Here is a 21,333-nt window from a genome sequence, read left to right on the forward strand (position 1 = left end):
AAAAAAGGAGCTTAATTTAAGCTCCTTTAGAAATGATATTTTAAATAAATAACGTTACAACATAATAGATTAATGCAGCTAATAATGCTGAGACAGGAATAGTAAGTATCCACGCCCAAAGTAAACTAATTGTTACTCCCCAACGAACTGCAGAAACACGTTTCGTTAAACCTACACCAATAATAGAACCAGTAATTGTATGTGTTGTAGAAACTGGAATCCCGAAATGTTCAGAAATATAAAGCGTCATTGCTCCAGATGTTTCAGCAACTACACCTTCTAATGGCGTTACTTTTGTGATTTTAGAACCCATTGTTTTGATGATTTTCCATCCACCACCCATTGTACCTAATGCGATAACGATGAAAGATGTAATGGGAACCCATCCCCAATGTTCTACAAAATATTGAAATTTATCTTCAGCTTTTAAATATTCAGGATCAAAATCGACATTAATGTGATAAAAGATAACCGCTGCTCCAATAATACCCATTACTTTTTGCGCATCATTCATACCATGTCCTAAAGAGAAAAGAGCAGAAGAAACTAATTGTAATTTCTTGAACCACCATTCTGCTTTTGCAGGTTTGGCTCTTTTGCAAATATGAAGCGTGATTATGGTTAATATCGAGGCGATAATCATACCAATTAATGGTGCTAATACGATAAAGCAAATAATTGGAATTACTTTTTTGTAAACAATTACATCTTCTCCACCAGCAGAAAAACCACCGGCGTGAGCTAATGCAGCTCCAATGAAACCACCAATTAATGTATGAGAAGAAGAAGAAGGAATACCAAACTTCCATGTTAATAAGTTCCAAGAAATTGCAGCGATAATTCCAGCTAAAATAACTTCTAGTGTAATAAAATGCTCGTTAATCGACTTTGCAATAGTGTTACCAATCTTAAATTCTCCAATCCAATAAACTGAAATAAAGTAAGCAGCAAAGTTGAATGCGGCAGCCCAAAGTACAGCTTGAAAAGGCGTTAAAACCTTAGTTGCAACAATTGTAGCAATTGAGTTTGCGGCGTCGTGAAAACCATTAATATAATCAAAAACAAAAGCTAAGACGATAATAGTAATCAATAACATTCCTGGCGTAGACGATAACATGCTCGAAAACGCTGAAAAAAAATCTGTCATAATCTTTTAGATTAAGTTTTGGTTATGAATGTTTTACCGCTACAGCTTCCAATACGTTAGCAACACTTTTACACTTGTCTGTTGCAGATTCTAATGAAGATAAAACCTCCTTATACTTGATGATATTTTTAACATCAGTTTCGTTTTCGAAAATTTCCTGAACTGCTTTATCAAAAATACGATCCGATTTATTTTCTAATTTATTGATTCGTTCACATATTTCGTAAATACGATTTACGTTTCTCAAATCTTTCAATTGCTCAATTCCCTCTCCGATTAATTGACAAGCCTCTAAGTTAACAGCTGTAATTTTGCGGATAGATTTTGTAATTTTATCTACTTGATAAATATTGATACGATTCGCTGCTCCATTTAAATTATCTGCAACATAATCGATAGATTTTACTAATTGATAAATATCTTCTCTGTCAAAAGGTGTGATAAAGTTTTTGCTTAACTCTAAATTTGTTTTTTGAGTAAGATATTCAATTTTGCTTTCTATCTTAGAAATTTGCGCGATGTAATCTTCGCGTTCTTCAACTGGAGCGTTTACACATTCATGTAACAATTCAGCTAATTTGATTAAACTTTTTGAAGCTTCCTCGAACAAAGGATAGAATACTTTATCCTTCGGAGTAAATAATTTAAAAAATGAGTTTACCGACATTCAATAATGTTTTGAAGTGCAAAATTAATTTTTCTAATGTAAAATTAACATTAAATAAATATTATGCGAACGTTTTTATTAAAATATATCGATAATTATATGATATTCAGATTAATTAAAAATACGAAAAGTTATTAGCTTAGAGAAAAATAATATAGGATAAAGTTTTAATAAATTTTGTTGTCAATAGATGTAGATAAGATACTATCACTTATCAAAAATTAGGTTTATTGATAATTTACTTGTTTTGTTATTCTTGAATTAAAATTCTGTAAAATATAGTTTATAATTCTTTAAAAAATTATAAATCAATGTAAAATAAATCCATTATTATTTGTTTTTGTATAAATTATTTGTAGTTTTGCATGCCCAAAAAATGGGTTTAATCCAAATTTAAAAGGAAATTTAATTAGTATGCCAACAATTCAACAATTAGTTAGAAAAGGTAGAAAAAAACTAACCAAGAAGAGTAAATCGGCTGCATTGGAATCATGTCCACAACGCCGCGGTGTTTGTACACGTGTTTACACTACAACTCCTAAGAAACCTAACTCAGCAATGCGTAAAGTTGCTCGTGTTAGATTAACAAACGGGAAAGAAGTTAACGCGTACATCGGTGGTGAAGGTCATAATCTTCAAGAGCACTCGATAGTATTGGTTAGAGGAGGTAGAGTTAAAGATTTACCAGGTGTGCGTTACCACATTGTACGTGGAGCGTTAGATACTGCGGGAGTAAACGGACGTACTCAACGTAGAAGTAAGTATGGAGCGAAACGTCCTAAAGATGCTAAAAAATAAATTTAAGGTAAGATGAGAAAGACAAGAGCTAAAAAAAGACCTTTACTTCCAGATCCTAAATTTAATGATCAGTTAGTAACTCGTTTCGTAAACAACTTAATGTACGACGGAAAAAAATCTGTAGCATTCAAAATTTTCTATGATGCGTTAGAAATCGTAGATTCTCGTAAAGAAGATGCAGAAAAAACTTCATTAGACATTTGGAAAGAAGCATTATCTAATGTAATGCCTCACGTAGAAGTACGTTCTCGCCGTGTTGGTGGAGCTACATTCCAAATTCCAATGGAAATTCGTCCAGACCGTAAAATTTCAACAGCAATGAAATGGTTAATCAAATATTCTCGTAACAGAAACGAGAAATCGATGGCTCAAAAATTAGCTGGAGAAATTATTGCAGCTGCTAAAGAGGAAGGATCTGCCGTTAAAAAACGTCAAGATACTCACAAAATGGCAGAAGCTAACAAAGCATTCTCTCACTTTAGATTCTAATACAAGATGGCAAGAGATTTAAAATACACAAGAAACATTGGTATTGCTGCTCACATCGATGCAGGAAAAACTACAACGACAGAGCGTATCTTATTCTATTCAGGTAAGAATCACAAAATTGGAGAAACTCACGAAGGATCAGCTACAACTGACTGGATGGAGCAAGAAGCTGAAAGAGGTATTACAATTACTTCTGCAGCTGTAACAGTAGATTGGACATTCCCAACAGAACAAGGTAAACCATTACCAGACGCTAAAGGGTACCACTTTAATATTATCGACACTCCTGGTCACGTTGACTTTACAGTAGAGGTAAACCGTTCTTTACGTGTTTTAGATGGTTTAGTTTTCTTATTCTCAGCAGTAGATGGAGTTGAACCTCAATCTGAAACAAACTGGCGTTTAGCAGATAACTATAAAGTTCCTCGTTTAGGTTTCGTTAACAAAATGGACCGTCAAGGAGCTGACTTCTTAAATGTATGTCGTCAAGTACGTGAAATGTTAGGGTCAAATGCTGTTCCTATTGTATTACCAATCGGTGACGAAGCAGACTTTAAAGGAGTTGTAGATTTAATTAAAAACCGTGCAATTGTATGGCATGATGAGAATCATGGTTCTACATTTGATGTTGTTGAAATCCCAGCTGATATGGTTGACGATGTAAGACAATTCCGTGGTCAATTAATTGAAGAAGTAGCTGCGTATGACGAGAACTTATTAGAGAAGTACATGGAGGACGAAAACTCTATTACTGAAGAAGAAGTTCACGCTGCATTACGTGCTGCAACATTAGATATGTCTATCATCCCAATGACTTGTGGATCTTCGTTCAAAAACAAAGGTGTACAATTCATGTTAGATGCTGTATGTCGTTACTTACCATCACCAAGTGATAAAGAAGCGATCCCAGGAACTGACCCAAAAACTGACGAGCCTATCTCAAGAAAACCTTCAGTTGATGAGCCATTCGCAGCATTAGCATTCAAAATTGCTACTGACCCATTCGTAGGTCGTTTAGCATTCTTCCGTGCTTATTCAGGTGGATTAGACGCTGGATCTTACGTATTAAATACTCGTTCTGGTAACAAAGAACGTATTTCTCGTATCTTCCAAATGCACGCTAACAAACAAGAGCCTATCGAGAGAATCGAAGCAGGTGATATTGGAGCTGCAGTAGGTTTCAAAGATATCAAAACAGGAGATACTTTATGTGATGAAAAAGCCCCTATCGTATTAGAGTCTATGGACTTCCCAGATCCAGTAATTGGTATCGCAGTTGAGCCTAAAACGAAAGCTGACGTTGATAAATTAGGTATGGCTTTAGCTAAATTAGCTGAAGAAGATCCAACATTCCAAGTAAAAACTGATGAGGCTTCTGGTCAAACAGTTATTTCTGGTATGGGTGAGTTACACTTAGATATCATCGTTGACCGTTTAAAACGTGAATTTAAAGTAGAGGTTAACCAAGGTGAGCCTCAAGTAGAGTACAAAGAATCATTCTCTCGTCCAGCTAATCACCGTGAGGTTTACAAAAAACAATCAGGTGGTCGTGGTAAATTTGCTGATATCGTTTTCGAAATGGGACCAGCAGATGAAGGAAAAGTAGGTTTAGAATTCGTTTCAGAAATTAAAGGTGGTAACGTTCCTAAAGAATTTATCCCTTCTATTGAGAAAGGTTTTAAAGCTGCAATGAAGAATGGACCTTTAGCAGGATTCGAAATGGATTCGTTAAAAGTTACTTTAAAAGATGGATCTTTCCACCCTGTGGATTCTGACCAATTATCTTTCGAGTTAGCTGCTCAAATGGGTTACAAAGCTGCTGCAAAAGCCGCTGGTGCTCAAATCTTAGAGCCTATCATGAAGTTAGAGGTTTTAACTCCAGAAGAAAACATGGGTGATATTGTAGGTGACTTAAACCGTCGTCGTGGTCAAGTATCAGGAATGGATGATAGAAATAACGCTAAAGTTATTAAAGCTATGGTTCCATTAGCAGAAATGTTCGGATATGTAACTTCATTACGTACATTATCTTCTGGTCGTGCTACATCTACAATGGAATTCGATCACTACGCTCCAGCACCAACAAACGTGTCTGAAGCTGTAATCGCTAAAGCAAAAGGTAACGCTTAATTCAAGAAAAATGAGTCAAAAAATTAGAATAAAATTAAAATCTTACGATTATTCTTTAGTTGATAAATCAGCTGAAAAAATCGTAAAAACTGTAAAAGCTACAGGAGCTGTTGTTAATGGACCAATTCCATTACCAACTCACAAAAGAATCTTTACAGTTTTAAGATCTCCACACGTTAACAAAAAATCTCGCGAGCAATTTCAATTATCAGCTCACAAAAGATTATTAGACATTTATTCTTCTTCATCTAAAACAGTTGATGCTTTAATGAAGTTAGAATTACCTAGTGGTGTTGAAGTAGAAATTAAAGTATAGTTAGCTGTATTTTAAATAAATATAAACCCTGAGACGTGCACATCTCAGGGTTTTTTTATGAATTGCTATTAAGAATGCTTTGATTGATATTTTTCGCTGTTTGTAAACTTTTGAAAAATAATCAATTGAAAGTTTGTTGTTTACAAATTAATTCATACATTTGCATGCTAATTTTAGAGAAGATCTCTAGTGGTCGAAAGTCCACATTCTCTGAAATATTAAACAAATTATTAACATATTTTAATCAAATGTCAGGTATCATTGGTAAAAAAATCGCGATGACTAGCTTATTTGATGAGAACGGGAAAAATATTCCTGTGACAATCGTAGAGGCTGGGCCATGTGTGGTTACTCAAGTCAGAACCGTAGAGAAAGATGGGTACGTTGCTGCTCAACTTGGTTTCGATGACGCAAAAGAAAAAAACACGACTAATGCTTTAAAAGGTCACTTTAAAAAAGCAGGAACGACTCCAAAGAGAAAGTTAGTTGAGTTTTACGGTGAAGAATTCGTGAACTCTTTAACTCTAGGAGGAGAAGTTAACGTTGAATTATTCAACGAAGGAGAATTTGTAAGTATTACAGGTACTTCAAAAGGAAAAGGTTTCCAAGGTGTTGTTAAACGTCATGGTTTCGGTGGGGTAGGTCAAGCTACACACGGTCAACATAACCGTTTAAGAGCTCCAGGTTCTATCGGTGCTGGTTCAGATCCATCTCGTGTATTCAAAGGAATGCGTATGGCTGGAAGAATGGGTGGTAAACAAGTTACTGTTCAGAACTTAAAAGTACTTAAAGTGGATACTGAGAAAAATCTTTTAATTGTTAAAGGTGCTATCCCAGGTCCTAAAAATTCATACGTAATCGTTAGAAGATGGAAGTAGTAGTATTAAACATCAAAGGTCAAGAAACTGGAAGAACAGTATCTTTAGACGAGGCAGTTTTCGGAATTGAGCCTTCTACACACACAGTGTACTTAGAAGTTAAACAATATTTAGCAGCTCAACGCCAAGGAACGCACAAAGCAAAAGAAAGAGCTGAGATTGCGGGATCAACTCGTAAAATCAAAAAGCAAAAAGGAACAGGTACAGCTCGTGCTGGTTCTATCAAATCTCCAGTGTTTAGAGGAGGAGGTAGAGTTTTCGGACCACGTCCAAGAAACTACTCTTTCAAATTAAACAAAGCACAAAAGAGATTAGCTAAAAAATCAGTTTTATCACAAAAGTTAGCTGAGAATGAAATCAAAGTTGTTGAAAACTTTTCTTTCGAAGCTCCAAGAACTAAAGAGTTCAAAACTGTTTTAACTGATTTAGGATTAGAGAACACAAAATCATTATTCGTATTAGGTGAATCTAATAGCAATGTATATTTATCTTCTCGTAACTTACAAAAAGTTAAAGTTGTTACAACTGAGGAATTAAATGTATTTGATTTAATCAATGCTTCTCAAATCGTATTTTTAGAAGGTTCTTTAGCAACAGTTCAAGAAAATTTAACAAAATAAGACGAAGAAAATGGGAATCATAATTAAACCAGTAATTTCAGAAAAAGCAACTAATAACAGTGAGTTGTTAGGGCAATATTCGTTTTATGTAGACACAAAAGCTAACAAAATTCAAATTAAAGAAGCTGTAGAAAAAACTTACGGTGTATCTGTAGTTTCTGTTAGTACTTTAGTATCTGCTCCAAAAGTAAAAACTCGTTACACAAAAACAGGTTTTCAAACTGGAAAAACAAATAAGTTGAAAAAAGCGATCGTTAGCTTAGCTGAAGGTCAAGAAATAGAGTTGTTCGGATAATTTAAGAATTAAAAAATGTCAGTAAGAAAATTAAAACCTATCACCCCGGGACAACGTTTTAGAGTGGTTAATGAATTTGCGGCAGTAGATAAAAATGCTAAGCCAGAAAAGACATTAGTTGAAGGAAAATCTAAATCGGGTGGACGTAACAACACTGGTAAAATGACAATGCGTTATATCGGTGGTGGACACAAACAAAAATATCGTATCATCGACTTCAAACGTGATAAAGAAGGTGCTGCAACTGTAGAATCTGTACAATACGATCCAAACAGAACTGCATTCATCGCTTTATTATCTTACGAAGATGGTGAAAAACGTTACATTATTGCTCAAAATGGTTTGAAAGCTGGACAAGTAATTGTTTCAGGTGAAAACGTAGAACCAGAAGTAGGTAATGCTATGAAGCTTAAAAATATGCCATTAGGTACAGTAATCTCTTGTATTGAATTACGTCCAGGGCAAGGAGCAGTTATGGCAAGAAGTGCAGGTACTTATGCTCAATTAGTTGCGCGTGATGGTAAATATGCTATCGTTAAGTTACCAAGTGGTGAATCAAGAATGATTTTAGTGGAGTGTAAAGCAACAGTAGGTGTTGTTTCTAACACAGACCATCAGTTAGAAGTTTCTGGTAAAGCTGGTCGTTCTAGATGGCAAGGTCGTCGTCCAAGAACTCGTCCAATGGTTATGAACCCTGTAGATCACCCAATGGGTGGTGGTGAAGGTCGTGCGACAGGAGGTATCCCTCGTTCTCGTAACGGTATTCCAGCGAAAGGTTACAAAACTCGTGACAAGAAGAAAGCGTCTAACAAATATATTGTTGAAAGAAGAAAAAAATAATTTATGGCACGTTCATTAAAAAAAGGACCATTCATCCACTATAAATTAGAAAAGAAAGTTCTTGCTAACGTAGAAAGCGGTAGCAAAAACGTGATCAAAACATGGTCAAGAGCATCAATGATTTCTCCTGATTTTGTTGGTCAAACAATCGCAGTACACAACGGAAAGCAATTTATTCCTGTTTATGTTACTGAGAATATGGTAGGTCATAAATTAGGTGAGTTCGCTCCTACACGTACTTTTAGAGGTCATGCCGGAGCTAAAAACAAAGGAAAAAAATAGTAAAGGGCCATGGGATCTAGAAAAAGATTAAGTAACGAAAGAATCAAAGAAGCTAACAAGCAGGTAGCTTTTGCGAAATTAAATAATGTTCCTACTTCTCCTCGTAAGATGAGATTAGTAGTAGATATTATCCGTGGAGTTGAAATTCAAAAAGCTTTAGGTATTTTAAAATATACTAAAAACCACGCTTCAATCCGTTTAGAGAAATTGTTATTAAGCGCTATCGCTAACTGGCAAATCAAAAATGAAGGAGCTGATGTTGAAGAAGCTGGATTATATGTTAAAGAAATCTCTGTTGATAGTGCACGTCAATTAAAAAGAATTCGTACTGCACCTCAAGGTAGAGCACATAGAATCAGAAAACGTTCAAACCATGTAACTTTGGTTTTAGGAACTAAAGAAGATAAACAAAAAGTACAAGATTAAGAATATGGGACAAAAAACTAATCCAATCGGAAATCGTTTAGGAATCATCAGAGGATGGGATTCTAACTGGTACGGTGGAAATGATTACGGTGATAAAATTGCAGAAGATGCAAAAATTCGTACTTATTTAAGAGCACGTTTGTCTAAAGCCGGAGTTTCTCGTATTTACATCGATCGTACTTTAAAATTGGTTACAGTAACTGTAACTACTGCTCGTCCAGGTATCATTATTGGTAAAGGTGGACAAGAAGTTGACAAATTAAAAGAAGAGTTAAAGAAAATCACTGGTAAAGAGGTTCAAATTAACATCTTCGAAATTAAGAGACCAGAATTAGATGCAATCTTAGTAGGGGATAGTATCGCTCGTCAAATTGAGAATCGTATTTCTTACCGTCGTGCTATTAAAATGGCAATTCAATCAGCAATGAGAATGAACGCAGAAGGAATCAAAGTTCAAATCTCTGGTCGTTTAAACGGTGCAGAGATGGCACGTTCTGAAACTTATAAAGATGGACGTATTCCTTTGTCTACATTCCGTGCAGACATTGATTACCACATTTCAGAAGCTCATACAACTTATGGTCGTTTAGGGATCAAAGTATGGATCATGAAAGGTGAGGTATATGGTAAGAGAGAATTATCTCCTTTAGTTGGATTACAGAAAAAACAAAAAAAGTCTGACAACAACAGAAAGGGAGGTGAAAGATCTAATAATAGAAAGCGATAATTTAGTTTAACAACTAACATAAAGAATTAAGTAGATATGTTATCACCGAGAAGAGTAAAGTTTAGAAAAACCCAAAAAGGTAAGATGAAAGGTGTTTCTCACAGAGGAACTCAATTAGCTTACGGGACTTTCGGGATCAAATCTTTAGACGAAGCGTTTATTACAGCACGTCAAATCGAGGCAGCTCGTATTGCTGCAACTCGTTTCATGAAGAGAGAGGGTCAATTATGGATTAAAATATTTCCAGATAAACCAATTACTAAGAAACCAGCAGAGGTACGTATGGGTAAAGGTAAAGGTGCACCAGAATATTGGGTAGCTCCTGTACAACCAGGTCGTATCTTATTCGAAGTAGGAGGTGTGCCAGTAGAGGTTGCAACTGAAGCATTGCGTTTAGCAGCTCAGAAGTTACCTGTTAAGACTAAGTTTATCGTTGCACGTGATTTCCAAAATTAATAATTTCAAAAATTAAGAAAAAATGAAAGCAGCAGATATTAGAAATCTAAGTGTTGAGGAGTTACAAGCTAAAATAGCTGAAGAACAAGCGAACTACGATCAATTAAAATTGACAAACGCTGTTTCTCCTGTAGCAAATCCAATCGGTATTAGAGACTTACGCAGAACAATTGCTCGTTTGAATACCGTGTTAAACGAAAAACAATCATAACAGTAATCTGTAACTGATGGAAAGAAAATTAAGAAAAGAAAGAGTAGGTTTAGTTACATCAAACAAAATGGAAAAAACCATTGTTGTAGCTGAAACTAAGAAGCAAAAGCACCCATTCTATGGGAAATTCGTTTTAAAAACGAAGAAATATACAGCGCACGACGAAAATAACGAGTGTAACGAAGGTGACACAGTGCGTATCATGGAGACTCGTCCTTTGTCTAAAAACAAAAGATGGAGATTAGTAGAAATCATTGAAAGAGCTAAATAAGATAAGTTATGTTACAACAAGAATCTAGATTAAAAGTTGCAGATAACACAGGAGCTCGTGAAGCATTAGTAATCCGCGTTTTAGGTGGTACTAAAAGAAGATACGCATCAGTAGGTGACAAAATCGTAGTTGCGATCAAAGAAGCTACACCTTCAGGAAACGTTAAAAAAGGTGCTGTATCAAAAGCTGTTGTAGTTAGAACTAAAAAAGAAGTTCGTAGAAAAGACGGTTCATATATCCGTTTCGACGATAATGCATGTGTATTATTGAACACTCAAGGAGAAATGCGTGGTACTCGTGTATTCGGTCCAGTTGCTCGTGAGTTACGTGATAAAGAATATATGAAAATTGTATCATTAGCCCCAGAGGTATTATAATAGAACAACATGGCAAAGTTAAAAATTAAAAAAGGAGACAAAGTAGTCGTTTTATCAGGATCTAACAAAGGTCAAACTGGTACTGTGTTACGCGTATTCCCTGACAAAGCTAAAGCTATCGTTGAAGGGGTTAATATTGCAAAAAAACGTGTAAAGCCAAGCGCACAAAATCCACAAGGTGGAGTTGTTGAAAAAGAAGCTCAAATCTATTTATGTAAATTGGCTTTAGTAGATCCAGAAACTGGGAAAGCAACGAAAGTAGCGATCAAAGAAGAAGGAGGGAAAAAAGTAAGAATTGCTAAAAAATCAGGAAAAGCTATCTAAGATGAGTACAACAACATACACACCTCGTCCGCAGGTTAAATATAAAGAAGAGATTGTAGCTGCTCTTAAAGAAGAGTTCGGATACAAATCTATTATGCAAGTTCCTAAATTAGAGAAAATTGTTTTATCTCAAGGTTTAGGTGCGGCTACAGCTGACAAAAAAATCGTTGATTACGCTATCGAAGAGTTAGAATTAATCACTGGTCAAAAAGCAGTAGGAACAATTTCTAAGAAAGATGAAGCAGCTTTCAAATTACGTAAAGGAATGCCAATTGGTGCTAAAGTAACTTTACGTGGTGAGAAAATGTACGAATTCTTAGATCGTTTAGTATCTGCAGCTTTACCACGTGTACGTGACTTTAGCGGTATTTCTTCTACAGGTTTCGACGGTAGAGGTAACTATAACTTAGGTATCAAAGAGCAAATTATCTTCCCAGAAATTAATATTGATAAAATCAAGAAAATTCAAGGTTTAGATATTACCTTTGTAACTTCAGCGAACACAGATAAAGAAGCAAAAGCTTTATTATCTAAATTCGGATTACCATTTACTAAAGAAAAATAAGAAGTCATGGCTAAAGAATCAATGAAAGCGCGTGAGCGCAAAAGAGAAGCATTAGTTGCTAAATATGCTGCGAAACGTCAAGCTTTATTAGAAGCTGGTGACTACGAAGCATTACAAAAATTACCTAAAAACGCTTCTCCTGTACGTTTACACAACCGTTGTAAATTAACAGGTCGTCCAAGAGGATACATGAGAACTTTCGGGATCTCTCGTGTAACTTTCCGCGAAATGGCGAACGAAGGGTTAATCCCAGGTGTTAAAAAAGCGTCTTGGTAATTTACCAATAGCTTTAGAAATATTAAATCCTTACTCTTTATTGAGTAAGGATTTTTTTGTTTTTGTAAGGTTTATATTTCTTTGATCAATTCCCTAAAATCAGCTATGTAATTTGGCTGAAGACAAAAATCTGAATTGTTGTAAATTTTATAATTTAAACCAGCATCTTTTGCTGAATTAATTCCGGTGAGTGAATCTTCGATAACTAAAACTTCTTCCTTTTGCTTTTCGCATAATGATAAAGCTTTTAAATAAGGTTCTGCATTTGGTTTGCCTTTTGAAACATCATCTGCTGAAATAGTGTGATCAAAATAGGAATGAAGTTTTAATTGTTGAAAAGCATACTTAATTTGTCTTCTAGAGGAATTGGAAACAAGAACAATTTGAATTTGATTGGCTTTTAAATGTTCCAACATCTCAGCAACGTGGTCATTTAATTGTACAAACTGATGAAAGTTTTCGACATAAAATTTTTCTGTCCAATCGATTATTTCCTCGTACAAATGATTTGTAAAGCGTTGCTGATTTTCTAACATCAATTGGATTGCTTCATTTGTTGTGAAATTCATTCCGTCATTTTCTACCAAACATATCGTATCCAACCGATATATTTTAATGACTTCATCAAACATCAGCTCCCATAATTGTTGACTATTTACGATTACCCCATCAAAATCAAAAAAGATGGCATTTATTTTCTTTCCCATGTGATATTTTCATAAGATGCATTCCAAAACTGAAATTCTAATTCGCTTGCTTTGACAAAAGCTTCTAGCATTTGTTCTTTTATTTTTTCAGTTGCTCCTTCTGCAATCTTATCAACATAACTTTTCGCTTTTTTTACACCTTCACCAAATTCATCTCCACTATAGGTCTCAATCCATTTTTGATATGGATTATTTTCTTTTGTTTGATTTTTGATGATTTCATCACCAACTTCTTTATAAATCCAAAAGCAAGGCAAAACAGCAGCTAATGCAATTTCAATAGGTTCGAATGCAGCTGTACTTTTTAAGAAATGTGAATAATGGTGACAAACAGGTTGTGTTTCGATGATGATGTTTTGCGATAATCCAAAATCCTCAAAATAGGATTCGTGTAAAGCACGTTCAACAATTAATGCATTTTTTCCGAATTCGAAAAAGTCAATGGCTTGTTGATTGTCTTCAGATTTTGATCCAATGGCAGCTAATACTCGCCCAAAATGTTCCAAATATTTTGCATCTTGTAACATGTAAAACTGAAATTTCTCTATTGGTAATGACCCATTTTGCAATTCAATTATAAAAGGCATATTTAGAATATCATTGTAAATAGGCGCGATGGTTTCCCAAGCTTTAGTTGTGAATGTCATAGGTTTTTAATTTTTGTGGATTAAATAAATGATTAAGAGGTCCATTTCCTTTTCCAATTGTTAGGTCTTTACTTCCTAATATTGCTTGTTCAACATATTCTTGTGCTAGTTGTACACTTTGTGTGAGTGAAACCCCCAAAGCTAAATTACACGCAATTGCAGAAGATAGTGTGCAGCCTGAACCATGCGTATTTTTTGTCTCTATTTTTTGAGAGGTATAACTTTGTACAGGTTGTTCTTTTTGAAATAAATAACTGATAATTTTTTCTTGCTGAAGATGTCCGCCTTTTAATAAAAGATTCTGACAACCTAAATTTAAAATCGTTTCTCCATAAGAAAGCATCAATTCAGCAGAATCAATTTTATGATTTACCAAAATACTTGCTTCATCAAGATTTGGCGTGATAAGCGTGGCCAAAGGAAAAAGCTTTTCTATGCAAGCTTCAAGTGTTTCTTCTTTGATTAACCGATGTCCACTTGTCGCAACCATGACAGGGTCATAAACAATCGGTCTATTGTAATTTTTTAATTCCTCTGAAATGATATGAACCAATTCAACACTATGAACCATTCCAATTTTTATTGCATCAGGATAAATATCCTCTAATATGGATTGAATTTGTTCACGAATTGCTTGTGCAGGAATTTCGTAAATATTTTGTACGCCTTGTGTATTTTGAACAGGCAAGGCTGTCAATACATTTGTTGCATAACAGCCATGAGCGGAAATTGTTTTGGTATCAGCTTGTATGCCAGCGCCACCGCTTCCGTCAAATCCGGCAATTGTTAAGACACTATATGCTTTTTGGATGGTATTCATTTTCGTTAATAATTTGTTTTAAAATTTGGGCAGATTTTTTTGGATTTTTGCTTCCGCAAATTGCAGAAACAATTGCAACACTATCTGCACCGGCTTGTATGATTTTAGCAATATTACTTTCATTAATTCCGCCAATTGCAATCAATGGTTTTGATGTTTTAGTTTTCAAAAATTTTAATCCTTCAAAACCCCATTCAGTAATCGTATTGGTTTTTGTTGGAGTCGAAAATATTGGACTTACCCCTAAATGATGTACATATTTCATTTCATCATCATTCAACTGTTTGATAATTTCTAAAGACCAACCAATATTTTTTAGAGCTTGTGCATTTTTGTGAATTTCAGAAGGTAATATATCTGACTGCCCGACATGTATTCCCCAAGGATTAACAGCGGTTGCGACTTCTAATGAATCGTTAATAATCAAAGGGATATTGTAGTGGTCCGTAATTTTTTTTAATATTGTAGCTTTTGAAATATACTCGCTGACAGTGCAATTTTTTTCCCGAAGCTGAATGATATCAACCCCACCTATAATTGCTTGCTCTGCAACATCTAACCAATGAAGATGCGTACAATCTTTTTCAGAAATGACTAAATACAAAGGATAAGGAAAAGTTGGATTAATCTTCATAAACTGAGATTTTCAAATTTGTTTGAATTTCTTCTGCAGATATATGGTATAACGTGTCATACAAATTCATTTGTAAGGTTCCTGGGCCATTACTTTTTTTCTGTGCCAATTCACCTGCTAAACTAAATATGGCCATGCCGCTAACCGTTTCGAGGAAAGGATTTTTATTAAGGCCAATAAAAGCACCGATGCTAGCTGTTGCTGAACAACCTAAACCAGTAACTTTAGTCATCAATTCATGACCATTTTTAATTTCAATTATCGGATTGTTGGATACAATAAAATCTGAAGCACCTGAAATGCAAACAACAGATCCAATTTTCTGGTTTAAATTGTGTGCTGCTTTTATCGCTTGATTACTTTGATGTGTACTGTCGACTCCTTTTCCCTGAACAGCTTTGAAGGTATCTAAAGCTAAAATTTCTGAAGCATTTCCTCTTATGACAGTAGGATGATAGCGAAGCAGTTCTTTTATAAGTTCATTTCTGAAAGTTGAAATTCCAGCTCCAACAGGGTCTAATACCCAAGGTTTATTCAGTTGATCTGCTTTTTTTGCTGCAATTAGCATGCTTTCTGCCCAATAATCATCAAGAGTTCCGATATTGATGACTAATGCATTTGAGATTTTGACGATATTTTCCACTTCTTTGTGTGCATGTATCATAACAGGCGATGCTCCAATTGCCAAAAGAGCATTTGCAGTATTGTTCATCACCACAAAATTGGTGATGTTGTGAACAAGCGGATTTTTTGTCCGGACAGCATGTAAATTTTGAATAATTAGATTTTCCATTAATTGATAATTTTTTAGATGAAACAATTAATGGCTAAAGAGGATTTTCTTTGAAAATAAAGCGTTGCAAATATTAAATAATTGCATAGATATTGCTTTTCCCTACGTCGGTGTTAACCGTATCAGGTTCAAAGGGACTCTCTCAATTCTTTTCAGAATACCCCTAAAGCCAAATCAAATTTATATAAATTGTTTTGACTTTCAGCTATTTTTTAAGAATAAAAATAGAAGATTACATCAAGAATTAATTGTTGAGATCGATTAAAAAGATAAATAAATATAAAGATTGAGTTTCATGTTTTGTCTTAATCCCTAGTTATAAAACGATTAAAAATAAATTATTTAGATTAATAGTTTGTAATTAAAAAATATGCAATATATTTGCAACCCAAATGCATAGTGCATTTTGGTAAAAGTTTAATTTTAAAAGTAGTGCTTACGCGCTATACTATAGAATTATTTATGTATACAGATCCAATTTCAGATTTTCTAACTCGCGTTAGAAATGCAATGATGGCAGGACACAAAGTAGTGGAAATTCCTGCATCTAAAATTAAAAAAGAGATCACTAAGATCTTATTTGAACAAGGTTACATCTTGAACTACAAATTCGAAGGACAAGATCAACCTCAAGGAACAATTAAAATCGCTTTAAAGTACGACAAAGTTACTAAAGAGCCAGCTATCCGTAAAATCAAAAGAGCTTCAACTCCAGGTTTACGTCAATACGCAGGATCTAAAGAATTACCTCGTGTATTAAACGGTTTAGGTGTTGCTATCATCTCAACTTCTAAAGGTGTGATGACAGATAAACAAGCTCGTCAAGAGAATGTAGGTGGTGAAGTTTTATGTTTTGTTTATTAATCTTTTAAAAAATTAAGAAATTATGTCAAGAATAGGACACGCACATATCAACATCCCTGCAGCAGCAACTGTTGAATTTAAAGATAACGTAGTTACTGTAAAAGGTAACAACATTACAATGACAAGAGAGTTAAAAGAAGGATTTGATTTAACAATCGAAGACGGAGTTTTAACTGTAGTTCGTCCAAACGATTCTAAAGATAACAAAGCTTTACATGGTTTATACCGTTCATTAATCAATAACATGATTACTGGTGTAACAGAAGGTTTTAAAAAACAATTAGAATTAGTTGGTGTTGGTTATAGAGCATCTAACAACGGACAAAAATTAGATTTGTCATTAGGTTTCTCTCACAATATCGTTATTGAATTACCTGTTGAAATTAAAGTTGAAACTTTAACAGAAAAAGGTAAAAATCCTATTATTACATTATCATCTCATGATAATCAATTATTAGGAATGATTGTAGCGAAAATTCGTTCTTACCGTAAGCCAGAGCCTTACAAAGGAAAAGGAATTAAATTCGTAGGAGAAATTATTAGAAGAAAAGCAGGTAAATCTGCATAAAAATCATTGAAAAATGGCATTATCTAAAGTAGAAAAAAGACAAAAAATAAAAAGACGCGTGCGTCGAAATATTTTTGGAACAGAAACTAAGCCTCGTTTATCAGTTTACCGTTCTAACAAAGAAATTTACGCTCAAATTATTGACGATAACAATGGAGTAACTTTAGCTTCTGCATCATCTCGTGAAAAAGGTGTTGCTGTAGAAGGTACAAAATCTGAAGTTTCTGTATCAGTTGGTAAAGCATTAGCTGCTAAAGCTATTGCAAAAGGAATTGAAACTGTAGTTTTTGATCGTAACGGTTTCGTATATCATGGTAGAATCAAAGCTTTAGCAGATGGTGCTAGAGAAGGTGGATTAAAATTCTAAAAAAGAGAAAGAAATTATGTTAGGATTTAAAAACGTAGAAAGAGTAAAACCAACAGGTTTAGATTTAAAAGATCGTTTAGTTGGAGTACAACGTGTTACTAAAGTAACAAAAGGAGGTAGAGCATTTGGTTTCTCTGCAATCGTAGTAGTAGGTGACGGAAACGGAGTAGTAGGTTACGGATTAGGGAAATCTAAAGACGTAGCTTCTGCAATCGCTAAAGCTATCGAAGACGCTAAGAAAAACTTAGTACGTATCCCGTTATTTAACAACACAATTCCTCACGAACAAGAAGCTCGTTTCGGTGGTGCGCAAGTATTCATCCGTCCAGCATCTAAAGGTACAGGGGTAATTGCAGGTGGTACAGTACGTGCGGTATTAGAATCAGTTGGTGTACATGATGTATTATCAAAATCAAAAGGTTCTTCTAACCCTCATAACGCAGTAAAAGCTACATTCCGCGCTTTATTAAGCTTACGTTCTGTAGAGACTATTGCTCGTCAAAGAGGTATTTCTGTAACTAAAGTATTCAACGGTTAAAAAAAAGTAAAATGAGCAAAGTAAGAGTAAAACAAACACGTAGTGCAATCAACCGTGATAAATCTCAAAAAGCTACATTAGTTGCTTTAGGTTTAAAAAAGTTGAATCAAGTTGTTGAGCACGAATCAACTCCTCAAATTGAAGGAATGATCCGTAAAATCTCACACTTAGTAGTAGTAGAAAGAGCTTAATCGCTTTTAACCTTTTAAAAATTATTAAAAATGAATTTAAGTAATTTAAAACCAGCTGCTGGTTCAGTACAAAATAAATTCCGTAAAGGTAGAGGTGAAGGTAGTGGAAACGGTTTGACAGCAGGTCGTGGACACAAAGGTGCTAAATCTCGTTCTGGTTATTCAAGAAAAATCGGTTTCGAAGGTGGACAAATGCCTTTACAAAGACGTTTACCTAAATTTGGTTTCAAAAACATCAACAGAGTTGAGTACACAGGAATCAATTTAGATACAATTCAACAATTAGTTGATAACAACAAAATTACAGATACTTTAAATAAAGAAACATTAGTTCAGTTAGGATTAGCTCACAAAAATGACTTAGTGAAAATTTTAGGTCGTGGAGAGTTAAAAGCAACTGTTAATGTTACTGCTGATAAATTCACTCAAACAGCTCAAGAAGCTATTGTGAATGCAGGAGGTAAAGTAGAATTAGTTAACGCTTAAGAATATATTTTATAGATGAAAGGGTTTATACAGACCATAAAAAATATCTGGAGCATAAAAGAATTGAAGGATAAGTTACTTGTAACTATCCTTCTATTGTTGGTTTATAGATTCGGTTCTCATATTCCACTTCCAGGTGTCGATATTAACGAGGTTAATCGTTTTGTTGCAGACCAAGAAAATGCAAATTCAGGAATTTTAGGATTATTAAACTCTTTTACCGGAGGTTCTTTTAAGAGAGCTTCCGTATTTGCGTTAGGAATTATGCCTTATATCTCTGCTTCGATTGTTATACAATTGATGGGATTAGCAGTACCTTACATCCAAAAACTACAGAAAGAAGGAGAAAGCGGACGTAACAAAGTAAACCAAATTACGAGATGGTTAACAATCGGGATTTGTTTGGTGCAAGCACCAGCATACCTTACATTAGTAACTTCTCAAATTTTACCTTACGATCCAACTTCATCATATGCTATCTATGTAATTCCTCCAACCAACTTTTGGTTCTGGTTCCCTTCAACAATCATTTTGATTACAGGGACAATCTTTGCCATGTGGATGGGAGAAAAAATTACTGACAAAGGTATAGGTAACGGTATTTCAATCTTAATTATGGTTGGTATCCTAGCCGACTTACCAAAAGCAATATTTAATGCATTTGAAGTTGACCCTTCAAACGGTATTTTCTTCTTGATAGAAATGTTAGGGTTAATCCTAGTTATTGCAATGTGTATTATGATTGTTGCAGCGGTGCGTAAAGTACCAGTACAATATGTAAGAAGAGCGCAAACTTCAAGTAGTTCATATATGAGATCAGTTACAGACTCTGTACGTTCATATATTCCACTTAAAGTAAATGCAGCAGGTGTAATGCCTATTATCTTCGCACAAGCAATTATGTTTTTACCAGGAACATTGGCAAACTATTTCTTAGACGAAGGAAGTCCAGTAAAAGCATTCTTCGCGAAAATGGCAGATCCATTTACGTGGGAATACAATTTGATCTTCGGATTACTAATTATTATCTTCACATATTTCTATACTGCAATCACAATCCCAGTAAACCAAATGGCAGAAGATCTTAAACGTAACGGAGGAATCATCCCTGGAATCCGTCCTGGAAAAGAAACTGCAAATTTTTTAGACGAAATTTTATCAAAAATTACGTTACCTGGAGCAATTTTACTAACTTTGCTTGCTGTTTTGCCAGCGATTGTAAAATTATTAGGTGTAGAACAGAGCTTAGCAATGTTCTTTGGAGGTACATCAATGTTAATTATGGTGGGAGTTATCTTAGATACTGTACAACAAATTAATACATATTTATTAAATCACCGTTACGATGGTTTAATGTCTTCAGGTAGAACTTCAAGAGATATCTAATAAGATTTTATTAAAAAGATTTATGGCTAAACAAAAACATATTGAACAAGACGGTACGATTACAGAAGCATTATCAAATGCAATGTTCCGTGTCGAATTAGAAAATGGACATGTTGTAACATGTAACATATCTGGTAAAATGCGTATGCACTATATCAAATTATTACCAGGTGATAGAGTTAAAATAGAGATGTCTCCTTACGATTTAACGAAAGGTAGAATATCTTACAGATACTAAAAGAAATAATAACGACTGGTGATAGAGTTAATGTAGATACGTTAACTCTATCGGATTATAAATAAATTTACAAAGATGAAAATTAGAGCATCCATTAAAAAGAGAAGTGCTGACTGTAAAATTGTGCGTCGTAAAGGACGTTTGTATGTGATCAACAAAAAGAATCCTAAGTTTAAACAAAGACAAGGTTAATTATTTAGAATTATGGCAAGAATTTCAGGTGTAGATTTACCTAAAAACAAAAGAGGGGTAATCGGACTTACATACATTTACGGGATCGGAAGAAGCAGTGCTTCTAAAATCTTAGCTGAAAATAATATTTCAGAAGATACAAAAGTTAGCGAATGGACTGATGAAGAAATCAACGCAATCCGTGCATCGATCAATGAAACTTTCAAAGTAGAAGGTGAATTAAGATCAGAAATCCAATTAAACATTAAACGTTTAATGGATATCGGATGTCAAAGAGGTATTCGTCACAGATTAGGTTTACCATTACGTGGTCAAAGAACAAAAAATAACTCACGTACAAGAAAAGGTAAAAAGAAAACAGTTGCTAACAAGAAAAAAGCCACTAAATAATAAATAGGATCATGGCAAAAAATCAGAAAGTAGTAAAGAAAAGAAAAGTAGTTATTGAAGCTACTGGACAAGCTCATATTCAAGCATCGTTTAACAATGTTATCGTTACTTTAACAAACAAAAACGGTGAAGTTATCTCTTGGTCTTCAGCAGGTAAAATGGGATTCCGTGGATCTAAAAAGAACACTCCTTACGCTGCTCAAGTAGCTGCTCAAGATGCAACAACAGTTGCATACGAAGCAGGATTAAGAAGAGTAAAAGTATTCGTGAAAGGACCAGGTCAAGGTCGTGAATCTGCTATTAGAACAATTCATAACGGTGGTATCGAGGTTTCTGAAATCGTTGATGTTACTCCATTACCACACAATGGATGTCGTCCACCTAAAAAGAGAAGAGTATAATCATTTTTCTCAATTT

Annotated in this window: 36 protein-coding genes and 1 riboswitch; of the genes, 29 read left to right on the top strand and 7 right to left on the bottom strand. The window is 34.5% G+C overall.

The genetic code is table 11. From position 1 onward, the window contains the following. Positions 1–40: 40 nt before the first annotated feature. Both ACTS9J_RS03955 and ACTS9J_RS03960 read right to left on the bottom strand, forming a co-directional pair. Positions 41–1,147 (bottom strand): anion permease, encoded by a 1,107-nt coding sequence (locus ACTS9J_RS03955; RefSeq protein WP_448352907.1) that lies wholly within the window; start codon positions 1,145–1,147, stop codon positions 41–43. A gap of 22 nt (positions 1,148–1,169) precedes the next feature. Next, positions 1,170–1,814, bottom strand: a complete 645-nt coding sequence (locus ACTS9J_RS03960) for a DUF47 domain-containing protein (protein ID WP_038335434.1) — start codon at positions 1,812–1,814, stop codon at positions 1,170–1,172. A gap of 414 nt (positions 1,815–2,228) precedes the next feature. Between ACTS9J_RS03960 and rpsL the strand changes: the two genes are divergently transcribed. The 18 genes from rpsL to rpsN all read left to right on the top strand — a co-directional run bounded on the left by rpsL (position 2,229) and on the right by rpsN (position 12,095). After that, a complete protein-coding gene (gene rpsL, locus ACTS9J_RS03965; protein WP_019974211.1) occupies positions 2,229–2,612 on the top strand; it encodes a 30S ribosomal protein S12 in 384 nt (127 codons plus the stop codon). A gap of 12 nt (positions 2,613–2,624) precedes the next feature. Further along, positions 2,625–3,101: a 30S ribosomal protein S7 gene (gene rpsG, locus ACTS9J_RS03970; protein ID WP_019974210.1), complete on the top strand. Its 477-nt coding sequence runs from the start codon at positions 2,625–2,627 to the stop codon at positions 3,099–3,101. A gap of 6 nt (positions 3,102–3,107) precedes the next feature. Beyond that, positions 3,108–5,231, top strand: a complete 2,124-nt coding sequence (fusA, locus tag ACTS9J_RS03975; RefSeq protein ID WP_219034156.1) for an elongation factor G — start codon at positions 3,108–3,110, stop codon at positions 5,229–5,231. A gap of 10 nt (positions 5,232–5,241) precedes the next feature. Continuing rightward, entirely contained in the window at positions 5,242–5,547 is a 306-nt protein-coding gene (gene rpsJ / locus ACTS9J_RS03980; RefSeq protein WP_019974208.1) for a 30S ribosomal protein S10, read from the top strand. A gap of 248 nt (positions 5,548–5,795) precedes the next feature. Further along, complete coding sequence (rplC, locus tag ACTS9J_RS03985; protein ID WP_038335606.1) at positions 5,796–6,425, top strand: 50S ribosomal protein L3; 630 nt, start codon at positions 5,796–5,798, stop codon at positions 6,423–6,425. Then, complete coding sequence (gene rplD / locus ACTS9J_RS03990; RefSeq protein ID WP_038335460.1) at positions 6,416–7,045, top strand: 50S ribosomal protein L4; 630 nt, start codon at positions 6,416–6,418, stop codon at positions 7,043–7,045. The genes rplC and rplD overlap by 10 nt, the downstream gene beginning before the upstream one ends. 10 nt (positions 7,046–7,055) lie before the next feature. Then, positions 7,056–7,340 (top strand): 50S ribosomal protein L23, encoded by a 285-nt coding sequence (gene rplW / locus ACTS9J_RS03995; protein ID WP_038335466.1) that lies wholly within the window; start codon positions 7,056–7,058, stop codon positions 7,338–7,340. Positions 7,341–7,355: 15 nt separating this feature from the next. Beyond that, positions 7,356–8,180, top strand: coding sequence for a 50S ribosomal protein L2 (rplB, locus tag ACTS9J_RS04000; protein WP_038335472.1), 825 nt, complete (start codon positions 7,356–7,358; stop codon positions 8,178–8,180). 3 nt (positions 8,181–8,183) lie between these two features. Further along, entirely contained in the window at positions 8,184–8,462 is a 279-nt protein-coding gene (rpsS, locus tag ACTS9J_RS04005) for a 30S ribosomal protein S19 (protein ID WP_019974202.1), read from the top strand. A 9-nt stretch (positions 8,463–8,471) separates the two neighbouring features. Then, positions 8,472–8,888, top strand: a complete 417-nt coding sequence (rplV, locus tag ACTS9J_RS04010; protein WP_019974201.1) for a 50S ribosomal protein L22 — start codon at positions 8,472–8,474, stop codon at positions 8,886–8,888. A 4-nt stretch (positions 8,889–8,892) separates the two neighbouring features. Beyond that, complete coding sequence (rpsC, locus tag ACTS9J_RS04015) at positions 8,893–9,615, top strand: 30S ribosomal protein S3 (protein ID WP_019974200.1); 723 nt, start codon at positions 8,893–8,895, stop codon at positions 9,613–9,615. Positions 9,616–9,651: 36 nt separating this feature from the next. Beyond that, positions 9,652–10,071: a 50S ribosomal protein L16 gene (gene rplP, locus ACTS9J_RS04020; protein ID WP_038335490.1), complete on the top strand. Its 420-nt coding sequence runs from the start codon at positions 9,652–9,654 to the stop codon at positions 10,069–10,071. Positions 10,072–10,093: 22 nt separating this feature from the next. Next, positions 10,094–10,282 (top strand): 50S ribosomal protein L29, encoded by a 189-nt coding sequence (rpmC, locus tag ACTS9J_RS04025; RefSeq protein ID WP_038335494.1) that lies wholly within the window; start codon positions 10,094–10,096, stop codon positions 10,280–10,282. A gap of 16 nt (positions 10,283–10,298) precedes the next feature. Further along, positions 10,299–10,553, top strand: a complete 255-nt coding sequence (gene rpsQ, locus ACTS9J_RS04030) for a 30S ribosomal protein S17 (protein ID WP_019974197.1) — start codon at positions 10,299–10,301, stop codon at positions 10,551–10,553. Positions 10,554–10,561: 8 nt separating this feature from the next. After that, on the top strand, positions 10,562–10,930 hold the full coding sequence (gene rplN / locus ACTS9J_RS04035) for a 50S ribosomal protein L14 (RefSeq protein WP_019974196.1): 369 nt from the start codon (positions 10,562–10,564) through the stop codon (positions 10,928–10,930). Between the two features lie 9 nt (positions 10,931–10,939). After that, positions 10,940–11,254, top strand: coding sequence for a 50S ribosomal protein L24 (rplX, locus tag ACTS9J_RS04040; protein ID WP_038335509.1), 315 nt, complete (start codon positions 10,940–10,942; stop codon positions 11,252–11,254). 1 nt (position 11,255) lies between these two features. Next, positions 11,256–11,819, top strand: coding sequence for a 50S ribosomal protein L5 (gene rplE / locus ACTS9J_RS04045; protein ID WP_038335516.1), 564 nt, complete (start codon positions 11,256–11,258; stop codon positions 11,817–11,819). Between the two features lie 6 nt (positions 11,820–11,825). Then, the gene (rpsN, locus tag ACTS9J_RS04050) at positions 11,826–12,095 is read left to right on the top strand and encodes a 30S ribosomal protein S14 (RefSeq protein ID WP_019974193.1); all 270 of its coding nucleotides are present in this window, start codon (positions 11,826–11,828) and stop codon (positions 12,093–12,095) included. A gap of 71 nt (positions 12,096–12,166) precedes the next feature. Here rpsN and ACTS9J_RS04055 read toward each other — a convergent pair whose 3' ends face one another. From ACTS9J_RS04055 to thiM, 5 genes are read right to left on the bottom strand one after another with little or no spacing between them, the layout of a single operon-like run. Then, on the bottom strand, positions 12,167–12,802 hold the full coding sequence (locus ACTS9J_RS04055) for an HAD family hydrolase (RefSeq protein ID WP_125349695.1): 636 nt from the start codon (positions 12,800–12,802) through the stop codon (positions 12,167–12,169). Beyond that, positions 12,787–13,449 (bottom strand): thiaminase II, encoded by a 663-nt coding sequence (gene tenA, locus ACTS9J_RS04060; protein WP_038335522.1) that lies wholly within the window; start codon positions 13,447–13,449, stop codon positions 12,787–12,789. The genes ACTS9J_RS04055 and tenA overlap by 16 nt, the downstream gene beginning before the upstream one ends. Next, the gene (gene thiD, locus ACTS9J_RS04065; RefSeq protein WP_038335524.1) at positions 13,433–14,269 is read right to left on the bottom strand and encodes a bifunctional hydroxymethylpyrimidine kinase/phosphomethylpyrimidine kinase; all 837 of its coding nucleotides are present in this window, start codon (positions 14,267–14,269) and stop codon (positions 13,433–13,435) included. Before thiD ends, tenA begins: the two co-directional genes overlap by 17 nt. Beyond that, the gene (gene thiE / locus ACTS9J_RS04070; RefSeq protein WP_038335526.1) at positions 14,244–14,903 is read right to left on the bottom strand and encodes a thiamine phosphate synthase; all 660 of its coding nucleotides are present in this window, start codon (positions 14,901–14,903) and stop codon (positions 14,244–14,246) included. Before thiE ends, thiD begins: the two co-directional genes overlap by 26 nt. Continuing rightward, the gene (gene thiM, locus ACTS9J_RS04075; RefSeq protein WP_291049352.1) at positions 14,893–15,696 is read right to left on the bottom strand and encodes a hydroxyethylthiazole kinase; all 804 of its coding nucleotides are present in this window, start codon (positions 15,694–15,696) and stop codon (positions 14,893–14,895) included. Before thiM ends, thiE begins: the two co-directional genes overlap by 11 nt. A gap of 82 nt (positions 15,697–15,778) precedes the next feature. Next, a riboswitch (TPP riboswitch) is annotated at positions 15,779–15,871 on the bottom strand. A gap of 287 nt (positions 15,872–16,158) precedes the next feature. On the opposite strand from thiM, the gene rpsH reads away from it, so the two are divergent. From rpsH to rpsK, 11 genes are all read left to right on the top strand, one after another. Next, on the top strand, positions 16,159–16,560 hold the full coding sequence (rpsH, locus tag ACTS9J_RS04080) for a 30S ribosomal protein S8 (RefSeq protein ID WP_019974187.1): 402 nt from the start codon (positions 16,159–16,161) through the stop codon (positions 16,558–16,560). Positions 16,561–16,582: 22 nt separating this feature from the next. Continuing rightward, positions 16,583–17,128: a 50S ribosomal protein L6 gene (gene rplF, locus ACTS9J_RS04085; protein ID WP_219034155.1), complete on the top strand. Its 546-nt coding sequence runs from the start codon at positions 16,583–16,585 to the stop codon at positions 17,126–17,128. A 13-nt stretch (positions 17,129–17,141) separates the two neighbouring features. Beyond that, positions 17,142–17,495 carry a 50S ribosomal protein L18 gene (gene rplR, locus ACTS9J_RS04090; protein WP_114999013.1) on the top strand — a complete coding sequence of 118 codons (354 nt, stop codon included), beginning with the start codon at positions 17,142–17,144 and terminating at the stop codon, positions 17,493–17,495. A gap of 16 nt (positions 17,496–17,511) precedes the next feature. After that, positions 17,512–18,033 (top strand): 30S ribosomal protein S5, encoded by a 522-nt coding sequence (gene rpsE / locus ACTS9J_RS04095; RefSeq protein WP_114999014.1) that lies wholly within the window; start codon positions 17,512–17,514, stop codon positions 18,031–18,033. An 11-nt stretch (positions 18,034–18,044) separates the two neighbouring features. Beyond that, on the top strand, positions 18,045–18,224 hold the full coding sequence (rpmD, locus tag ACTS9J_RS04100; protein ID WP_038335538.1) for a 50S ribosomal protein L30: 180 nt from the start codon (positions 18,045–18,047) through the stop codon (positions 18,222–18,224). Between the two features lie 30 nt (positions 18,225–18,254). Beyond that, positions 18,255–18,710 (top strand): 50S ribosomal protein L15, encoded by a 456-nt coding sequence (rplO, locus tag ACTS9J_RS04105; protein ID WP_114999016.1) that lies wholly within the window; start codon positions 18,255–18,257, stop codon positions 18,708–18,710. A 15-nt stretch (positions 18,711–18,725) separates the two neighbouring features. Further along, the gene (gene secY / locus ACTS9J_RS04110) at positions 18,726–20,096 is read left to right on the top strand and encodes a preprotein translocase subunit SecY (protein ID WP_038335544.1); all 1,371 of its coding nucleotides are present in this window, start codon (positions 18,726–18,728) and stop codon (positions 20,094–20,096) included. A 22-nt stretch (positions 20,097–20,118) separates the two neighbouring features. After that, positions 20,119–20,334 (top strand): translation initiation factor IF-1, encoded by a 216-nt coding sequence (gene infA / locus ACTS9J_RS04115; protein ID WP_019974180.1) that lies wholly within the window; start codon positions 20,119–20,121, stop codon positions 20,332–20,334. Between the two features lie 75 nt (positions 20,335–20,409). Then, on the top strand, positions 20,410–20,526 hold the full coding sequence (ykgO, locus tag ACTS9J_RS04120) for a type B 50S ribosomal protein L36 (RefSeq protein ID WP_013598490.1): 117 nt from the start codon (positions 20,410–20,412) through the stop codon (positions 20,524–20,526). Positions 20,527–20,538: 12 nt separating this feature from the next. Continuing rightward, entirely contained in the window at positions 20,539–20,916 is a 378-nt protein-coding gene (rpsM, locus tag ACTS9J_RS04125) for a 30S ribosomal protein S13 (RefSeq protein WP_038335547.1), read from the top strand. 11 nt (positions 20,917–20,927) lie between these two features. Beyond that, positions 20,928–21,317, top strand: coding sequence for a 30S ribosomal protein S11 (rpsK, locus tag ACTS9J_RS04130; RefSeq protein ID WP_019974178.1), 390 nt, complete (start codon positions 20,928–20,930; stop codon positions 21,315–21,317). Positions 21,318–21,333 lie beyond the last annotated feature (16 nt).

This window comes from Empedobacter sp. ULE_I140 (genome assembly GCF_053482575.1).

What these genes read in the sequence shown, in the direction of transcription:
- ACTS9J_RS03955 (WP_448352907.1), bottom strand. Translation starts at nt 1,147, where the DNA reads ATGACAGATTTTTTTTCAGCGTTTTCGAGCATGTTATCGTCTACGCCA.
- ACTS9J_RS03960 (WP_038335434.1), bottom strand. Translation starts at nt 1,814, where the DNA reads ATGTCGGTAAACTCATTTTTTAAATTATTTACTCCGAAGGATAAAGTA.
- rpsL (WP_019974211.1), top strand. Translation starts at nt 2,229, where the DNA reads ATGCCAACAATTCAACAATTAGTTAGAAAAGGTAGAAAAAAACTAACC.
- rpsG (WP_019974210.1), top strand. Translation starts at nt 2,625, where the DNA reads ATGAGAAAGACAAGAGCTAAAAAAAGACCTTTACTTCCAGATCCTAAA.
- fusA (WP_219034156.1), top strand. Translation starts at nt 3,108, where the DNA reads ATGGCAAGAGATTTAAAATACACAAGAAACATTGGTATTGCTGCTCAC.
- rpsJ (WP_019974208.1), top strand. Translation starts at nt 5,242, where the DNA reads ATGAGTCAAAAAATTAGAATAAAATTAAAATCTTACGATTATTCTTTA.
- rplC (WP_038335606.1), top strand. Translation starts at nt 5,796, where the DNA reads ATGTCAGGTATCATTGGTAAAAAAATCGCGATGACTAGCTTATTTGAT.
- rplD (WP_038335460.1), top strand. Translation starts at nt 6,416, where the DNA reads ATGGAAGTAGTAGTATTAAACATCAAAGGTCAAGAAACTGGAAGAACA.
- rplW (WP_038335466.1), top strand. Translation starts at nt 7,056, where the DNA reads ATGGGAATCATAATTAAACCAGTAATTTCAGAAAAAGCAACTAATAAC.
- rplB (WP_038335472.1), top strand. Translation starts at nt 7,356, where the DNA reads ATGTCAGTAAGAAAATTAAAACCTATCACCCCGGGACAACGTTTTAGA.
- rpsS (WP_019974202.1), top strand. Translation starts at nt 8,184, where the DNA reads ATGGCACGTTCATTAAAAAAAGGACCATTCATCCACTATAAATTAGAA.
- rplV (WP_019974201.1), top strand. Translation starts at nt 8,472, where the DNA reads ATGGGATCTAGAAAAAGATTAAGTAACGAAAGAATCAAAGAAGCTAAC.
- rpsC (WP_019974200.1), top strand. Translation starts at nt 8,893, where the DNA reads ATGGGACAAAAAACTAATCCAATCGGAAATCGTTTAGGAATCATCAGA.
- rplP (WP_038335490.1), top strand. Translation starts at nt 9,652, where the DNA reads ATGTTATCACCGAGAAGAGTAAAGTTTAGAAAAACCCAAAAAGGTAAG.
- rpmC (WP_038335494.1), top strand. Translation starts at nt 10,094, where the DNA reads ATGAAAGCAGCAGATATTAGAAATCTAAGTGTTGAGGAGTTACAAGCT.
- rpsQ (WP_019974197.1), top strand. Translation starts at nt 10,299, where the DNA reads ATGGAAAGAAAATTAAGAAAAGAAAGAGTAGGTTTAGTTACATCAAAC.
- rplN (WP_019974196.1), top strand. Translation starts at nt 10,562, where the DNA reads ATGTTACAACAAGAATCTAGATTAAAAGTTGCAGATAACACAGGAGCT.
- rplX (WP_038335509.1), top strand. Translation starts at nt 10,940, where the DNA reads ATGGCAAAGTTAAAAATTAAAAAAGGAGACAAAGTAGTCGTTTTATCA.
- rplE (WP_038335516.1), top strand. Translation starts at nt 11,256, where the DNA reads ATGAGTACAACAACATACACACCTCGTCCGCAGGTTAAATATAAAGAA.
- rpsN (WP_019974193.1), top strand. Translation starts at nt 11,826, where the DNA reads ATGGCTAAAGAATCAATGAAAGCGCGTGAGCGCAAAAGAGAAGCATTA.
- ACTS9J_RS04055 (WP_125349695.1), bottom strand. Translation starts at nt 12,802, where the DNA reads ATGGGAAAGAAAATAAATGCCATCTTTTTTGATTTTGATGGGGTAATC.
- tenA (WP_038335522.1), bottom strand. Translation starts at nt 13,449, where the DNA reads ATGACATTCACAACTAAAGCTTGGGAAACCATCGCGCCTATTTACAAT.
- thiD (WP_038335524.1), bottom strand. Translation starts at nt 14,269, where the DNA reads ATGAATACCATCCAAAAAGCATATAGTGTCTTAACAATTGCCGGATTT.
- thiE (WP_038335526.1), bottom strand. Translation starts at nt 14,903, where the DNA reads ATGAAGATTAATCCAACTTTTCCTTATCCTTTGTATTTAGTCATTTCT.
- thiM (WP_291049352.1), bottom strand. Translation starts at nt 15,696, where the DNA reads ATGGAAAATCTAATTATTCAAAATTTACATGCTGTCCGGACAAAAAAT.
- rpsH (WP_019974187.1), top strand. Translation starts at nt 16,159, where the DNA reads ATGTATACAGATCCAATTTCAGATTTTCTAACTCGCGTTAGAAATGCA.
- rplF (WP_219034155.1), top strand. Translation starts at nt 16,583, where the DNA reads ATGTCAAGAATAGGACACGCACATATCAACATCCCTGCAGCAGCAACT.
- rplR (WP_114999013.1), top strand. Translation starts at nt 17,142, where the DNA reads ATGGCATTATCTAAAGTAGAAAAAAGACAAAAAATAAAAAGACGCGTG.
- rpsE (WP_114999014.1), top strand. Translation starts at nt 17,512, where the DNA reads ATGTTAGGATTTAAAAACGTAGAAAGAGTAAAACCAACAGGTTTAGAT.
- rpmD (WP_038335538.1), top strand. Translation starts at nt 18,045, where the DNA reads ATGAGCAAAGTAAGAGTAAAACAAACACGTAGTGCAATCAACCGTGAT.
- rplO (WP_114999016.1), top strand. Translation starts at nt 18,255, where the DNA reads ATGAATTTAAGTAATTTAAAACCAGCTGCTGGTTCAGTACAAAATAAA.
- secY (WP_038335544.1), top strand. Translation starts at nt 18,726, where the DNA reads ATGAAAGGGTTTATACAGACCATAAAAAATATCTGGAGCATAAAAGAA.
- infA (WP_019974180.1), top strand. Translation starts at nt 20,119, where the DNA reads ATGGCTAAACAAAAACATATTGAACAAGACGGTACGATTACAGAAGCA.
- ykgO (WP_013598490.1), top strand. Translation starts at nt 20,410, where the DNA reads ATGAAAATTAGAGCATCCATTAAAAAGAGAAGTGCTGACTGTAAAATT.
- rpsM (WP_038335547.1), top strand. Translation starts at nt 20,539, where the DNA reads ATGGCAAGAATTTCAGGTGTAGATTTACCTAAAAACAAAAGAGGGGTA.
- rpsK (WP_019974178.1), top strand. Translation starts at nt 20,928, where the DNA reads ATGGCAAAAAATCAGAAAGTAGTAAAGAAAAGAAAAGTAGTTATTGAA.